This is a genomic window from Kibdelosporangium phytohabitans (assembly GCF_001302585.1).
Classification (GTDB): Bacteria; Actinomycetota; Actinomycetes; order Mycobacteriales; family Pseudonocardiaceae; genus Kibdelosporangium; species Kibdelosporangium phytohabitans.
Map to the genome: position 1 here is coordinate 1,089,629 of NZ_CP012752.1, position 16,238 is coordinate 1,105,866.

At 64.4% G+C, this 16,238-nt stretch carries 11 protein-coding genes; 2 read left to right on the top strand and 9 right to left on the bottom strand.

Annotation, left to right across the window (positions count from 1 at the left end):
- Nucleotides 1–343: 343 nt before the first annotated feature.
- Nucleotides 344–463, bottom strand: a complete 120-nt coding sequence (locus tag AOZ06_RS53490) for an FxLD family lanthipeptide (RefSeq protein ID WP_083471516.1) — start codon at nt 461–463, stop codon at nt 344–346.
- Between the two features lie 661 nt (nt 464–1,124).
- Between AOZ06_RS53490 and AOZ06_RS04980 the strand changes: the two genes are divergently transcribed.
- Together AOZ06_RS04980 and AOZ06_RS61920 are read left to right on the top strand one after the other, a co-directional pair.
- Entirely contained in the window at nt 1,125–2,222 is a 1,098-nt protein-coding gene (locus AOZ06_RS04980) for a hypothetical protein (protein WP_157232831.1), read from the top strand.
- A gap of 2 nt (nt 2,223–2,224) precedes the next feature.
- Nucleotides 2,225–2,452: a CHC2 zinc finger domain-containing protein gene (locus AOZ06_RS61920; protein WP_083471517.1), complete on the top strand. Its 228-nt coding sequence runs from the start codon at nt 2,225–2,227 to the stop codon at nt 2,450–2,452.
- Between the two features lie 497 nt (nt 2,453–2,949).
- Here the strand turns inward: AOZ06_RS61920 and AOZ06_RS04985 are convergent, their stop codons facing one another.
- The 8 genes from AOZ06_RS04985 to AOZ06_RS61535 form a co-directional block, all read right to left on the bottom strand.
- A complete protein-coding gene (locus AOZ06_RS04985) occupies nt 2,950–3,540 on the bottom strand; it encodes a hypothetical protein (RefSeq protein ID WP_054288338.1) in 591 nt (196 codons plus the stop codon).
- Nucleotides 3,537–7,835, bottom strand: coding sequence for a DEAD/DEAH box helicase (locus AOZ06_RS04990; protein ID WP_169798860.1), 4,299 nt, complete (start codon nt 7,833–7,835; stop codon nt 3,537–3,539). The genes AOZ06_RS04985 and AOZ06_RS04990 overlap by 4 nt, the downstream gene beginning before the upstream one ends.
- 589 nt (nt 7,836–8,424) lie before the next feature.
- Nucleotides 8,425–10,128: a hypothetical protein gene (locus AOZ06_RS05000; protein WP_054288341.1), complete on the bottom strand. Its 1,704-nt coding sequence runs from the start codon at nt 10,126–10,128 to the stop codon at nt 8,425–8,427.
- Between the two features lie 192 nt (nt 10,129–10,320).
- Nucleotides 10,321–11,400 carry a hypothetical protein gene (locus AOZ06_RS05005; protein ID WP_157232832.1) on the bottom strand — a complete coding sequence of 360 codons (1,080 nt, stop codon included), beginning with the start codon at nt 11,398–11,400 and terminating at the stop codon, nt 10,321–10,323.
- Nucleotides 11,401–11,781: 381 nt separating this feature from the next.
- Nucleotides 11,782–12,144 (bottom strand): histone-like nucleoid-structuring protein Lsr2, encoded by a 363-nt coding sequence (locus AOZ06_RS05010; RefSeq protein WP_054288343.1) that lies wholly within the window; start codon nt 12,142–12,144, stop codon nt 11,782–11,784.
- Nucleotides 12,145–12,528: 384 nt separating this feature from the next.
- Nucleotides 12,529–13,068: a hypothetical protein gene (locus AOZ06_RS05015; protein WP_054288344.1), complete on the bottom strand. Its 540-nt coding sequence runs from the start codon at nt 13,066–13,068 to the stop codon at nt 12,529–12,531.
- Nucleotides 13,065–14,753: a type IV secretory system conjugative DNA transfer family protein gene (locus AOZ06_RS53500; protein WP_157232833.1), complete on the bottom strand. Its 1,689-nt coding sequence runs from the start codon at nt 14,751–14,753 to the stop codon at nt 13,065–13,067. Before AOZ06_RS53500 ends, AOZ06_RS05015 begins: the two co-directional genes overlap by 4 nt.
- A 344-nt stretch (nt 14,754–15,097) precedes the next feature.
- Nucleotides 15,098–16,231 carry an NlpC/P60 family protein gene (locus tag AOZ06_RS61535; protein WP_269465380.1) on the bottom strand — a complete coding sequence of 378 codons (1,134 nt, stop codon included), beginning with the start codon at nt 16,229–16,231 and terminating at the stop codon, nt 15,098–15,100.
- Nucleotides 16,232–16,238: the final 7 nt, after the last annotated feature.

Here is a 16,238-nt window from a genome sequence, read left to right on the forward strand (position 1 = left end):
CTGGTGTGTGTCCAGCAGTCCTGTATGGATCACACATGGTTGCTGGCTACCAGCGGCCAGATCGCTGTCTCTGCTGAATTCGACAACCAGCCCTACGCTGATCTCTTGCGAGTCAGGTCATGATCATTACGCCTTACACTCGTGTCGTAGGCGACGACCTGCACGGCAGAAATCCAGTTGTGACGCCAACATGGGTCCGGCTGGACGCGATCTGTCTCCGTAGTCCGGACGCAATCCTCCTAGTCATCGCCTGGGCGCTGTTGCGCGGCGGGGCAGTACGCTAGATTCCCGCCGCTGCGAAAGGATCATCGAACCTGTGTCGCCGGTCAGCGTCGCATGTGACTCAGCCGCAGGTGCTGTTGGAACAGGCGCTCTGGCAACTGGTGCCGCAGTTATCGTCGGTGTTGCGCATCAGGTCCGCCACCACCGGGCCGGACGCGACGATGCTGATATCGAGATCCAAGTCCGGTCCGGCGCGGCGACCGGGAGCGACGTCGCTCGCCTACCTTCGGCTGCACGCGTTCTGGAGGCTGTGTGACCCGGCCATCACCACCCGCGTCAGCCCTGAATACGACCACCGCAACTGCAAAAACCGGACGCCTCAAGGGATTTCTTTCACGACCGACAATGACCCGGACGCTGGACAACGTGGCTCAACGCTCATCACGCGTGAACAGCGCCAGCGTCGTGGAAGGGGTGACCGGACTATCCGGCCGCTGGAACGGGACGGTAGCGACGGCTCCGCAAACGCGCGACCTCGCTGGCCCGTTGTCGAATCCGCGTGACGAGCTAGATGAGGGGTGGTGTTCCTTGCTGGGGGCCATCCGTTCGGGTGATCTTGCTGTCTTGACGTGGTGTCGGATGCTGCCCTATGTCAGGGCCGTGCTGGCATGCCGCACATGAATGCGACAGGAGCACCGCTGACGCCGTCTGCCATACACGAACAGCCAAGTGCCCCGACCGTCAGCAAGCGGTATAGGAGGGCGGATCTGGTGCGAGCGTTGTCCTGCGCCGTCTGTCATGCGGCGGGCGTCGTAAACAGGCCACCGACGTGGCGGCCCAAGGCTCCTGTCAGTGACGCGACCCCATCATCGTGTTCAGCGCCCGGGCCGTCTGAGAAGGCAGTGACTCGCAAACCTGACCCGGTGTTGACTGCGCACCAGGCCGGTCTCGTGCGTCGCTCCTTCGACCACCTCAGGGTAGAGCAGCCCGGCACCGATCCGGACGCGCGGTTGCTGGCCTTGATGTGTCTTCTTCGGGCAGTGCGATCCGGCACGGCTAACCTCGTCGCGCAGGACGTCACCGGACTGCGGGTCGCTGATCCACATGCCACGATCTCGGCGCTGACCGCCAGTGGCTGGTTGGTTGCCATCCCCGAGGTCGTGCTGTCCGCCGACCCAGCGACGCCAGCGGCCTGTACGGTATCCGCCTTCAGTGACCCGGTGAACCCCTGGTCTGTCAGCAAACACAATCGCAGCCGCGCCTCCGGCTGGACTACCCGCCTGTTGGCGAACAAACTGTTGCGCAAGAAGCCCAACTCCGTGCGCATTACGGCCCTCTACATCACCGCACATGCGGACTCGAACGGATCGATCCTGATCGACCCCGCATTCCTGCTTGCCGCCTGCGCACTCGGCGGGCAAGCCGACCTCGCGACCGCCACGCAGACTCTGATTGATATCGGCTGGCTGACCGAGTGCCGTTTCGGCACCGCAGGACTCGAAGCTTGTCTCGCTGGACCGATTCTTCCGCTCGTGCCCGCTCCGCCTCCGGCCATTCCGGACCCAGACAAGCCATCACGCCGATCCCGCGCCGCTGCGGCACGCGCCTCCACGTCCGGCGTGTCGATAACCATGGAGGCCGCCGGGTTGATCACCGGTCGAGAGGCACAACTGGCAGCGTGGGTCGAGAATTTCCGCACTGAACATGGACATGGACCCAGCTGGGCAGCGCTGGCCACCGCACACGGCTGGTCTCGTGACTACGGGCGGCCCCACACCGTTACCCGGGTAGCGTTGCTGAAGCTGCACACCAGCGGCTGGCTGGCCGGTCTCCGCAAACCCTACGGACTGCGACCAGGACCTCAGTATCTACACCAGTGCGAGGCAGACGAAGAGACCGCAACGACCTCATCCTCGCCGTCGCAGTACAGCGTGACGCAGACAGCGCAGCGGCCGCCCCGGCGGGCGTCTTTCTCCGAGGCTACTGTGACTTTGTGGTAGTCATGGCCCCACCTCCTCCGGGCTCGCCCGAATCGCGCGACATCGTCGACCTGGTGGGCCGATACACGTCGCTCGTGCCTGCCGGGCCGGGAGCGTGGCGCGGGACGTGTCCGGTGTGCGGCTCCAGTGCTTTCCGCGTGAGACTCTTCTACGGCACGTTCCACTGCTTTGGTTGTGGTGTGGCAGGGGACGGTGATGCCTTCCTCGCCGCTGTCGGGCTGTGCAGCTGATGATGACGCCGGGGTAGCTCGTGACCGTCGCGGCAGAGCGTTCTCACAGCATCATACTGCGTGGGTGGAGGTCGGTGCGAGTTCCGACTACCGTCCAGTGCGGCGGTGGTCCCATGGCGAGCTGGCCGGAGCCCGAGGACGCCGCTCATCCGCCTGTGGTGGCGGGCCGAGGCAGTGATGGGCAACCCGGTGGACCGAGATGCTGATCATCAACCCGAACTGCACACCCTTCTATGTGCCGCCGCGCCTCAGCGGGCTCCTCTCCATGATCGACACCAGTCCATTCCCCATCAACCGGGAACGAAGTTCCGTGGCATGCATACTGACCGGGCACGGCTGCCGCGCACCAGGCGCCCCGCTAGGCACCAGCAGAGTGTGCTGGTTACGCGGTGGACATACTTGGCAGCAGGGCAGTGCCCCTCGGCTGTCAGCCACAGCCAGCCACACCGCCACCGCATCTCGCGACCGCCGCAGTGGCGGTCAAAGACAGCTATCGCCTACCGAAGCCGCGCCCGGCGAGCGCCCAACGCTGCCTCATAAGCGTCCACCGGACTGGAGAACTGTCCTCGCGCGGGCGCCCATCCTTGCCCCGAGGAGGTGTAGGGGAACCATTGCGCGTTCACGCTTAGCCGGATCTGAATCCCCAGTCCCGGAACGGTGAGATGGTTCCGCGCGACGGTGAGGGTGTCCTCAGGTGTGTTGTGCTGTCGGCGGATCATCTCGATCGCCGTGTCCATCAGGCCCGGAACTGGATCATGAGCACAGTGGGCGGTGTGGACGCCTTCCAGTCCTGCGAAGGTGTACGCCACCCGCAGGCGGCTCAACGCGGCGCTGCTGAGGCCGGCTCGCTCGGCCGCTGCTGCCGCGGTGCTGGCGTCGCACCGGGATTCCTGGATCAACCGGACCAAGTCGACGACGTCGTCGTGCAACTCAGATCCGTGGCTGTCCAGTAGCGCGGCGGCGCGCCGAGCGGCGTCGCCGGCGATGGCGACCAAGACGTTGGACGGCAGGATTCCGAGCGGTGTGTCGGGTAGTTCTCGTTCGGCGAAGGGGATCCGTGCGCCATCCGGGCGCGGGGTGACGGTCATGATGTCCTCAGTTTGACGAGGTTGACGAGTTCGGTGCCGGTGAGCTTGGTGAAATCGAACTCACCGCCGGGCAGATACAGCGCGCTCTGGTCGCGTTTGTTGGCCAGCAGGGCGGCGATCCGGTCCTCGATGCTGTAGCGGGTCACCAGATAGTGGATGTGGACGGTTCGGTTTTGGCCGATCCGGTAGGCGCGGTCGTTCGCTTGCGCCTCGATGGCGGGGTTCCAGTGTCGCTCGAAGTGGATCACGTGGTTGGCGCGGCTGAGGTCCAGGCCGACGCCCGCAGTGGTGACGGTCGCGACCAGGATCTGCGTATTGCCGTTGGTAAATGCCTCGATGCGGTCTTCGCGGTCGGTTTTGCCGACATCTCCGATATACAGGGAGCTGGTGTACCCCAGTCTGTTCAGGTAGTAGTTGACCATCTTGGCGGCATACACGTAGTAGGTGAACACCAACACACGTTCGTCGGTGCCACGCACGCGTTCAACCAGGCGGCGCAGCACGGTCAGCTTCGGAGCGTTGGGCTCCAGGTCGCACGGCTCCAGGCCCTTTTCCTCCAGATCGACCGCGTCGTACTGCAGGGGGCTGTTGGTGATCTTGCGTTGCTGGTGGATGACTCTTTTGGCGAGCCTGCCGATGACCGGGCTGTTCGGATTGCGCTCCATTTGTTCCACATCGTCCGCGGTCAACGCCTCCAGCATGCCGCGCTGTCGATCAGCGAGGTGCGCGACATGCGTGGTTTCGTGTTTGCCTGGCAGGTCCAAGCCCAGCGCGGGATCATCTTTCAGCCTGCGCAGCAGGAACGGTCGCAGGACGCGGTGGATCCGCTGACGTGCCTGCTCCGCATGACGCTCGTTGTCGGCATCGGTGATCGGCCGCACGAACTGGGCCTTGAACTCGGCCGGCGTCCCGAACAATCCGGGATTGCACCAGTCCAGGATCGTGCGCAGCTCATCGGGCTGGTTCTCCAGGGGAGTTCCGGTCAGAGCTACCCGCATGACCGAGGGCAGCGCGCGGATCCACTGCGCCGCCCCGGTAGCGCCGTTCTTGGTCCGCTGTGCCTCGTCCGCGATCACCACGCCCCAGTGGACGGCGCTGAGCTGGTCAATGCTTCTTTGGAGCGTGCCGTAGGTGGTCAGGACGATCGTGTCCGCGGTCAACCCGCCTAGGCTGCGTTCCTGGTCCCAGAACACGGTGACCGGTGAGCCGAGGTGCCGGGCTATCTCAGTGTCCCACTGTTTGATCAACTTGCCGCTGAGACAGACCACCAGCGTGGGCTGGTTCGCTCCGGCTCGTCGTCGTGACTGGTGGAACGCCAGCGCGCTGATGGTTTTGCCCAGTCCCATATCGTCGGCGAGCAGGCACCCGAACCCTGCCAGACTCATCCGGATCATCCACGCCACGGCCCGGGACTGGTGCGGCAGCAGGGTGATGGAGCATTCCGCGTCCACCTGCCGGACAGCCCCGGTGTAGTCGGTGGTGCGCAGGTCAGCGATCAGGGCCGCGATTCCGTCGGCGGGTTTGCAGGCGTAGACGCGTCCCTTGATCGTCACCCAGCCATCGAGCACGCCGAGCATTCCCTGTGCCCGCGGGATCGAGGTCACCGTGGGCTGGGCCAAGCACTCGCGGGTCACGTCGTCGATCAGGACCCAGCGGTTCTTCCGCATGATCCACGGAAGCTCTGCCCGTCGAAGCCGGTCGAGTTCGGCTGGATCCAGAATCTGGCCGTCCGCGGTGATGCGCCAGCGCCGATCGAACAGCTCGCCCAGCCCCAGCCGGCCAGTCACCGGCCCGGTGGGCAGCGCAGGCCCCACCACGGCCTCGACCGCCAGCGCGTCGGCCCACTCCTTGTCCCAGCTCACCTCGATACCCATCTCGGCGAGGATGTCCGCCGCGCTACCGCGCAGAGCTGCGGCATCCTCGGCGCTGATCCAGCAGCGAGCCGGATAGGGGTCCGCGCCCAAAGCCTCGAGCGACGGCACCGTGCGCCCAGCCAGCCGGAGACGTTTGCGCACGTGCTCTCGGAGGTCCGGTCCGTGGGGGAAACCGGTCAGGACCACGCCCTCCCACCACACGTCGTCGGCATCGACCGCGGTGTCGGCGCTGCCCGGGATCCGGCACAGCTGCAAGGTCGTCTCCAGCACGGTGGAGTCTGGCTGCGGCGGCTTGATGGTCAACTGCAGCGACGGCTGCTGCTCAGCGGGTTCGTCGCTATCGGCGTCGTCGACCCAGCGCTGTAGCGTGACGATGCGATCGGCGTCGGTCACATAGGCGGCGCCGGTGAACGGGACGGGACCATGCATGTACCGATGGCCGGAGGACGTCACCAGGTAGTCAGCGACGGCGTCGATCATCCCTCGTACGGCTCGGACCAGATCAATCGATTCGCGTATGTTGTCGCCGTTGATCCATTGGCCGGCCACGTATGGCGACGATTCCAGTTCCGTGGCGAGGTCGTTGACCACCTGCAGCTGGCCGGTGTCGAGCTGCCCGACGCGCCACGTCGGGTACCGCGTCCCTCGGTCGGCTGTGTCGGCCAGTGCAGTTCTGATGCCGTTCTGAGCGATTGCGCTCAAGGCCAGACGCACGACGCGCGCCCAGACACGAGCGGACGGACTCCACTCGTCCTGCGGCGGCATGGCCAGCAGTGCGATGGCATCGCCAGTGCCGATGCGCCCGCATCGGAACGTGAAGGACTCTCCCTGCTGACCGACGAGAGTACGCTGCACCGTCACCTCGGCACCGGCGGGCCGTGAGTTGTCCCACAGCGCGCAGAGCAGTCCGGCCTCGGCGGCGGGGGCGAGCGTGTCGAAGACGATGTACGTCCCGCGGTCCATCTCTGCTCGGACCGTGTCACGGTCGAGGCCCGGCAGCGCTGTCCTGGTGGTCAGGTAGTCGGGCCCGCCGGTCGTGCGGGCCACGACTGGTGCGACGAGGGCGGTCGGTGGATCGGCGGCAGGCGAGGAGTATGAGCCCAGGGGCGCTGTGTCGGGTGATGGTGTGGTTGGGCGACTGATCTCTGGTTGTACGAGCGGCTGTTCGTGATCGGCCGGTGCGGGCACGGTGACCGGTGATGCGGTGATCGTGGTCCGCGCACGGTCATTCAGCACGAGGATGAGTGCCGCCGCCGCGGATTGGCGGGCTTGTTTGGTATTGCCGCCCTCCGCGGTGGCACTGACCGTACTTCCGCGGTGCTTGCAGGTCACGTGCGCCTTGGGTGATCCTGTATCGCTTTTCCCTTCGCGCCAGCGCAGGGAAGTGATCCACTGTCGTGATTGGGCAGTGTCCAGTACCGAGACCGCCGTGGCCACTCCGGTCACTGCCAGCCACACGTCGCCCGTTCCTGCTGCGTCCAGCCACTGGTCGGGAGGTTGCAGACCGGCGAGTTCGGCGACCGCGCGCAGGCGTACCGCGTGACGGGCAGCTGCCTTCCCCACTGCTCGGCAGGGGCCGAATGTTCGCAGCTGTCCGTCCACGATGAGGCTGACCGAGGCCACTTTCGTTGCTGCTGGTCCGTCGCCGTCGACGTACTCGCCGGTGGGCACACCAGTCAGTGAGCTGTACTGGTTGAGCAGGTCTGAGCACATCGAGGTGATCCTGGTCGCCGCACGTATGCCCTCCTGCCGCACGTAGTCCCACGCTGCTGAGCGCGCTCGAAACAACACGACCGCCAGCTGCTTGGGATCCAACAGGCCCGCGCGGGCCCGCGCCAGGGCATGGCGCACCAGGTGTGCATCGGGATCGCGATGTTCAGCGGCCTCGGTCAGCGTGGCCAGGAACGCTGTGGGACTCATCGACGCCCACGTGCTCGCAGGCCCGATGCCACCATCGTCCAGCGCGGCAGGATCCACTGATGGTGCAGCCTGTTCAGGAGAAACAGGTTCTGACCCGGCCGCTGTCAGCCCGCCACCGATCAACCGGTCAAGCAGGCTCAGGCACGCGGCGTGACGGGCCGCAGGCTTGGACGCTGCGATGCACCCCTCACCGGCGAGCGGGCCATCCTCGAGATCAATTACTGCGTGTCCCTGGAACGCCGATCCGCCCCGTGTAACGACAAGGCGAACATCCACCTTCGCCAGCGGCAGCTTCATCAAGTGAGAATGTACGGACAAGATGCTGATCGCGAGATACGGGCGAGCACGCACATGATCCAAAACGCGCTGCCGGACCGCGCCACCCGCCTCTCCGGTCAGACGCACCAGCAAGAGGGCACGCAGATCCTTCGGAGTGAGTTCACCAGTGTCGAGTCGCCGAACCACTTCGTTGAAGCCTTGTTGAGCGACCTCGCCGTTCACCATCCACCGCCGCAGCCACGAGGGAACCGAGTGCGCCATACCATTTTCTCCCGCGAGATCGAGCCCGTCGTCCCGAACTAAGTTCCGGCAGACGGTTGATGTTCGACATCCAAAGCAGGCGGGAGTGTACGAGCGAGTCAACGATCTTGAGAAATCGAAACCCCTCGAACGGTGGACACTCAATCGAATGATCAAGCCGTCCTTGCTCTTGGCCGAACGCAAACGTCGCTGGACACGGGCCATTCAGCGACTGTCCCCGATGGACACCAGGAGGAGCGGCGCGGCACACCGCCGCTCTCCATATCGGGCCTCAGCCCGTAGCCAAGGGTCAGAAAAGGTGTCCGGTTCACGGATCACGCAGGCCGAGTTGCCCCTGGCGGGCATTACTCGTCGTCCCCTGGCGTGATGGAAGCGGCATCAACAACGTGGTATCTGGTCATGGTCGTTGCTCGGTTCGAGCGGTTACCTGGAGGCATCAGCTCACAGGTGCGTACCTTGAGTGCTCGACCACATCGGACAGATCACGTTGCGAGTAGACGCCGCGAGGAGTTTCTTGACAGAGCAGTAGAAGGGCATCGTTTGCGGCCGATCACGACGATCGATCCAGGCCGGCGCCTGCCTCGACAGCGGTTTCGACGGCCCTCGGATTCATTGCACGCGGTCTGCCCGCAGCCCCCTCGTTGGGCAACTGGTCGACGGAGACGCCGTCGAGTACCAGCGAGAACATGTACCTGCCGTGCGCGGTGACCTCGCGCGTGTCCCAGTGTGTCGACCGCACCGCGAAATGTAGGCCATGCTCTTCCTCCAGGTGCGAGAGGTACAGACCGGCTAGGAGGACAACCTCCGATTGCTTCCGGCCGGTGAACTCGACCAAGGTCCCGGTTTCATCCTGATGTCCGCGGCCTTCATTGTCTGTGTGACCTGCTGCCGGAGTGGGCATCGCTTGCCGTGCTTGACTGAGACTGGTGTGCATCGGGTCGAGGCCGAGCACTTCGTAGAACAGGGTTCGGGTGGTCGCGGCCAATGGGTGGTGGGGATTTTCATCGAACGGCTTGGATATGACGCTCGGGTCGGCCAGTGCGCGGTGTACGTCGCGCTCGAAGGAGTTGACCGCGTAGGTGGTCATGTTCCGTAGTGGAGCGTGCGGGGTCGCTTGGGCTGCGGAGGCGGCGCGTTGCGTTGCTCGCCATGCCAGGTAGTAGGCGGATCCCAACGAGAACTCGGCCACGAGCCGGTCAACCGCGTCACGAAGTCGCGGTGCGTGGTTGTCCATCACCTCCGGCAAGTGATGTCGTGCCAGTTCCCGATTGAAGAACCGGATGGCTTCCAACGCCAACACGTCGAAGGCGACGAGGAGTAGATGTTCCTGGCGTGGTGCGGTCAGTGACACCGGTCGCAGCCGCTCTGCCAGGTATGCGTCCAAATGCTCGACTGCGGCAGGCTGAGGGTGCTGCGAAGGAATACGCCAGCGAACCGCTAGTGGGAAGTAGCGATCCGCCAGTGTTGGCGTCGGCAGATTGGCCGGATCCCCGTGGGCTGCCTGCCACACTGCGCCGAAGTCACTCGGATCCCAGTCGAACGCGAGGGGATCGCTGCTGGCGTCGGGCATCAGCAATCCGACCCCGCGTGCCTTGTTGAGCCACTCGGGCACAGGCTCGTCACCGGCGTGGAATGGGAGCGGATGTTGCCAGTCATGGAGGGGCGGCAAGGGGGTCGTGCCGTCAGCGAACCGAAGCAATGTCAAGACCGCGAGTTCGACATCAACGGTGGCTTGGGGAAGATCCGGCTCGGCGGTGAGCTGGTCTGGGAACGCCGCGGACAGAGCCTGCTGTTGACTGGTGCGCCAGTGCGCAGTCGCCTGTTGCAACGCGGCGCGTTCTTGCTGTGCCGCATCCCGGCGCCGCTTCTGGGCCAGACGCTCCTGGCGGGCTGCCTCGTTCTCCGGTGACAGCACGGCGGCCACGCGCTTGCGTAGCTGCGGATCGCAATCCGCGCAACGGGTTGCCCCGTTGGCGATGACCGTCTCCAAGCTTGTTCGGGAGGCCAATCGCAGTGGCTCTCCGCAGTCCGGGCAGAGGACGTTCGGGAGCACCGCCCGCGCCGACGCGGCCGCGACGATGTTCGCTGGACCGCGTCCGTGCGTGTCGATCTTCTTGACCGCCTCAGCCCATAACGGTGTGTCATGGTCATCGAAGCCCGTCAGCGCCCAGTATCGCAGGCCCAGATCGACAAGGTCGGCGCTTACACCGTCGATCGGTGTCACGTCCGGTGTGTACTTCCCGGTCTCGTCCACTCGTGCCCCCTCAATCTATCGATCATCGTGTTTCGACATGGACATGGTTGTTCTCGTGTTGTTGTTCGGCAACAGGTTTCTGAGGCGAGATCGGCGGTGTGGCGCAAGACCGGGGCCGGTCCATCGAAGTGGAGACGGGAGGTGCCGATACACGATCAAGGCACAATCACGCAATACGCCTTGCCCGGGTCGTCAGCTCAAGCCCATCGATGTGGACAATCGGCCAGGATCAGGGCGGAACGCGAGATCATGATCGAGCAGCACTGCAAGTGCCGCTGGTGCAGGGTGTGTGGGGTGATCGTCATACCAGTCGCGCAGCCATGCGCGAACCTCTGTCCGGGAGATGCTCAGTGCGGAGTCGGAGGTCATGCCGGGGAAAGTGCTGGCGAATTCGGCGTAGGGCAGCGTGGCCGACTCGGTAGCTCTGGCCAACGTAGCATTGGTCAGCACGTGCACGGCCGTACGGTAGCGATCATCGGCAGATGCGCTTCCCCAGCCGAATGCCGATCCGGGAGGAGCGGCGAGCTGCTGCACGAGAATGACGCCCTCTCCGTCATCGGCCTCTACGGTGATCAACTCAACGGGGTGGGTCTTGGCGCGATACAGCACCGTGGTGTCGGCGGTATCGAGCAGGAAAGGATCGATGGGTCGGCAGGTCTTGCAGCGCCGCGCGTTGCGGGGACGCCCGTTGGCTGTCGTGGACCACGCGCGAGCTTCACGGACCGACAAGCATGTGCCGCTGCTGAGAGCTCGTAGCCCGTAGTCCGGTGCTGGTCCATAGGGTCGATCCCACCACTGGCTACCGGGGTAGTCCTCCTCCCGCTCGGGCTCGGCGTCGTCATCGCCGCCGAGGACCAGACGGTCTTCGGGGTAGTCGTGGCTGTGCGCGAACTTACGCAGTGTGGGCTCGATCGCCGCCGGTGCCCCTGCCGTGTGTACGCAGTCCCGCAGGTGCAACGTGGCCGTGGACGGGGCATAGGGATAGGCGGATACGCCTGCTGTCCACCGCGCCATCGCTCTGTCGTACTCGCGGCGTGCCTGCTCGTAGAGTTGCTGATGCGCGGCACACCGCTGACAGTCGCTGTCGGTATGAAGCAACGGATTCACTCGCAAAGGGACCTCGTCGGCGAGACCACCGCTGATCAGGTCGTGAGTCGTGCTGACGTATTCCTCTGGTGTGCACCAGCCCAATTCGGCGAACTCGTCGGCGAGTTCGCTGGTCAGCTTGGCGGTAGATCCTGCGTTGCCGCTCAGCCTCAGGAGAACTGCCATGTGCAGTGGTGTCGGCACTCGGCGACTGAACAACATCTTTCTGTCGCCCATCGCGCATGACTCGCGGACGGACAACGACACCACCGCACATAGTTCCACCGCATGCTCCCATCGTGGCTATCGAAGCGTTCGTTGTACTGCATCCCGCTACGAACTCGAACGGGTGATCCCCCGTGGCAGGATCGAACACCCGGGCGCAGTGCCTACGGCTATCGTCGCCGCACTCGACGACGCCCCTCGCTCGATCCGTCTGACGCTCCGCCGCCAATTCCGTAGAGGACCTGTATCGCCGCCGTGCGCCGAGGGACCGAGGGCGAGGGAGGCATGTTGCGCCTGCAGTACGTGCCACCGCAGCCCCACTGTGGACAGGGACGGCCGTCGCTATTTCCGTGCATTGCCCCGGTCATGAGCTGCCTCGAACGCCTCGATCACGTTTGCTGGGATGCGGCCCCGGTCGGACAGCTCATAGCCATTCTGGCGGGCCCAGTCCCGAACCGCCTTGGTGTGCTCTCGGTTGACTGCCGACGGTGCGGCTTTCGCCGACACACCGCGTTTGACGCGTCCGCCGGTCCGGCGGCCGTTCGTCACGTACGGGTCCAGTTCGTTGCGGAGCTTGGCGGCGTTGTTCGGTTCCAGGTCAATCGCGTAGTCCACACCGTCCAGACTGAAGGACACGGTGGTGATGTCGTCGGATTCGGTCCCGTCCAGGTCGTCGACGAGCAGGACGGTTACTTTCTGTGCCATGTCAGTGCTCTTTTCTTCTGTGCCAACGTAGTGCGGTCAAACTCAGCTGTGATCTAGCGTTCGAAACGTGGTAGATCGGTTAGGGCATGTTCTGACTTGATCGAGTCGCGGCACTCATCATTGCATGATGGGCGCCCTGACTCGTGGAACTCCACGCTTGTTGTCGTTGGCGTGTCTGACTTTCACGCAACCTCCACCTCAACTTCCGTTGTCCGCGAGACATACCTGGGTACGCGTCTACCGCATGATGTGTCCTAGTCCCACGTCGCTCACCTCCTTGTCGATGGCAGGGTGCGCAACAGGGCAGACAGTTCTGGTTGCATTGGTGTGTAGGGACGTAATGCGTCATCTCTGGCTCGGAGCGGTGTGCATCCGTCCGCATGCCTACTTGTCTTCTGGCTCTGGTTCTGCCGCAAGGTGGTCGAATCCGAAATGTAACTCTCGCAGTGGCATGTGAGGTTCGTTGTGCACGGTCTTGGTGTTGCCGCTCATCAGGTCGATCAGGGACTCCGGTCCGGCGCGCCAAGAGTCTGGGTGTTGTCCGGTGCGGCACTTGCGCGGTTCCTCGCCGAGCCACCGCTCAACCGCGCTGCGGAAGTGCACCAGTGCTTGATGGTGGTACTGGACCGCGACCAGTGGTGTGGCGCGCGGGTCGTGATGGGCGAAGTAGTACCCCCACGTCATCACGGTCGTGTCAATCGCGAGTCCGGGATGCTGCCGCCAACACGCCGGGACAATCTCCGCCTCGGTATGGGCCCACACCTTGTTGTACGTCGAGATCCACCGTTCGACGACTGTGTCGAGAGCGGCGGCCTGGTCGGGTGTCATGGCTGACCAGGTCCAGGGCCATCGCGGGTACATCTCGCCTGCGGCGAAGTACTCGTTCAGTAGGATCTGCAGGTCTGGTGATGGCATGGTGTTCATTGATCTCCCCCTGTGGGATCAGAGAATCCGCTGAGCGCATCGCCAGCTGCGGTGGCGGCGGTGTGCCATGCGGTCGTACGGCGGTTTTCACGGTCGACCCGTCGCTGCACCTGGGCGGCTTCGGCGTCGATGCGTCGGCGCCGCCGTCGCTTGGCGCGATAGGAGTCGGTGCGTGCCAGGAAAGGGCTGAGGCCGCGGACGCTGACGACACTTTCGCCGTCTTTGAGGCGTTGTTGGTCGGCGGTGGTGAGAACGTTCTGTACCTGGATGCTTTCCCCGGCATCGGCGGTGCTTCGGCTGGCGGTCACGACGGGGACGAGTCCTGCGCGGTCGGACAGTTCGGGTGCGCTGTCGATGTCCAGCCCGCCGATGATCGTGACGCCAGCGGCGGCCCGCAGTGCCGTCGCTTCGTCACCGTAGGCTTCCACTTCCTGGCCGGATCCCTGCACGGCGTAGATCGGCAGCAGATTGAACTTGCGGCCGGTGTTGGCCACATAGGGCAGTCGTGGCACCGGCGGCCCGTAGCGGAGTTCGTCGTGGATACCCACGAACGGCACATCCAGGCGTTTGCGGCCGCTGCGCAGGGCGACAGCTTGTGCCGCCGCGTACACCTCGTCGATGAACAATCCCAGAAGCGGTCGGCAGGAGTCGATCTGGGTCTCGTCGGCCAGGACGTAGATCGTGCCGGATTGCTGGATGTGCTCCACCAGGTTGATGCGGTCGCTGTGCCGATTCCCGATCAGGGCACGGCCGTCTCTACTGGCCAGTGAGGACACCGCTAGCACGAGGTACCGCTTGACGCCGCTGGTTGTCCGTTCGGCGGCTTTGTCCAGGTGCGTGACGATGGCCAGGGACGCGGCCTTGTCGGCCGCCGGGTGCGTGGCCAGGATGCGCCGGGGCACAGGGTCGTCGGTGTTCTCCAGCCAGTTGATCAGGTCCGCGATTTCGCGGTGGTCCAGGGCAGCGGCATGAAGCCACGCACTCAACACCTCGGCTGCACTGTCATGGAAAAACTTGTCGTCTTGAGACCCCGTGTTGCCTTGGCGCACACCATGGAGCAGGGCTTCGGCGCGGCGACGTGCGATCGAAGGGTTGTCACATCCGGGGATGGGCGACCAGCAGACCGCGGGAAATCCGGCTGCCCATCGGTTGTCGGCGGGGGAGAAGTCGACGACGGATACTGGAAACTCCTTCGACGGGAGCCAGTGCCGCAGTAGTAGTGACAACCAGCCCCATCGTAGGCGTGGGCGACGGAACTGGCGCGCCAGCACGGTTTGCGCGAACAATGAAGGCTCCATCGTGGACACGATGGCGGGGCCTGGCAGCGCGCGGGTGATCCCCACGAGCAATCGAGCCGTCTTGCCCCACCCAGGTCGGCCCACGATCCGGATGCGTTGTTCGTAGTCAACCCAGAGGTTCAGTCGGCGCTTGCCGCCTGGCACCACTGGATATCCAATGTGGATGCCAAGTTCGTTCATGTGCCTGGTCTGGCGCTGCCACCAGGTCAGGCCAGGGCGCGTGAATCTGCCGGTCCGTCGCGTCGCGGTGGCGCTCAGCGCGCCGCGGATATCGGCCCTGGTGGCGAGCCCGTCGAACCTGACGGCTCGGTGCAGTGGTCGAAGGATCGGCCGGACGACGAGGAGGCTCCAACCGGCAGTGAGTAGTGCGGCCAGTATGGCTGTCACGGTGGGCGATCCGTGTGGCCAGGTGACGTCTACCGGCGACGGCCGGGCGGCCGCCCCAGCGGTGGTGGCGTCTGGAGGGGCAAGGGTGATCTGAACGTGTACGGCGGGCCAGACCCAGCCTGAACCGTCGAACCACGACGCGCCCGCCGCGCCGACCACGACCGCCGCGGCAAGACCACAGGTCAGGGCAAGGGCAGCGACGCTGATTCGTTGCCGTTCCCGGCGCGTGAATAACCGCGTTCGACCCTGATGGACACCACGTGACACGGTTCCCCCTAGAATGACCTCGACAGCTCACGCTGTTCGGTGATATTATGGATTCTTTCAGTCGGTTTCGGCAGTTTTTATCCCCACATGCGGCCGACTGCGTTGCGGCGAAAGTCTCCGTCAACTCTCACTGGAGTAACGTGCACCGTTGTTCCTGACTTCTGGGCCTCCACCATGAGCGGCGTTCCGTTGATGAAGCCAAGATAGAGAGCGACGTGGTGGATTGGATCGCCCCAAAAGAGCAGGTCACCGGGCACTCGGTCGTCCCAGTTCGTCACTGTACGTGCCGCTTTCAGCTGTGCCCCCGAATAGTGCGGAAGTGTGATTGCTACTTGCGCGAACGCGTAGATCATCAACCCGGAGCAGTCAAATCCAACCTTGTTGAAGTCTCCATGTTTGTCGCCTTCTCCGCCGTCCCGGATTCCCTTGGTCGGGCCGGAGGCGTTGCCTCCTCCCCAGGCGTAGGTGACGCCGAGTTGGCTCAACGCGGCCTCGGCGGCTTTAGCCGTGAGCTCATTCGGGAATGTCAACGTGTTGGCGCCGGGGCGTCCGGCCTCGCGGGGCAGCTCGATGGTCTGGCCTTGGCGCAGGACCTTCACCGCGCCGGGACCGCCGACTCCGGGGGTGCACTCGACGGCGTTGGGTGCCTGCCGTGGCGCGCCGTCGTAGAGGACGGCTTCCAGGGTCGTGGCCCATTTCTCCCACCGGCGGTAGGGTTCCGCTCCGGCTCCAGCACGCTGGACAATTTGTGCGACATCGGCAAAGTCACGTCGGGTGTCGTCGTAGTTCGACACCCGTTCGACCAGGACGCGATAGAACGCCGCGCTGGCTTCGACCGGATCGGTTTTGACCACACTGGCATAGAGCTCGCCTTGCTGTTGAAATAGGCCGGTGGATCGTCCGTTCACGGCCAATGGGTTGAGTGATGATTCCTGCATGGCCACAGCGAGGGCGATCGCGATTCCGCGGTGCCGCACATTCATTCCCTTGCCGACAGCGACAACCGTGCGCGCGGCGTACACCTGTCCTGTGTTGAGTTTCACGTTGTCGGTGATGATTTCGTTCGCACGATCGGCTGTTGTTGCATCGGGTTTGACCACGCAGCCGGGTGTCGTGTTGTTCTCGTCTGAGCCGATCGCGCCGCCCATGATGCTCACCACGAGAATTAGTAGCATCACTAACACCGCTGCTACTGCTCCAACAATCTTCACGGGATCC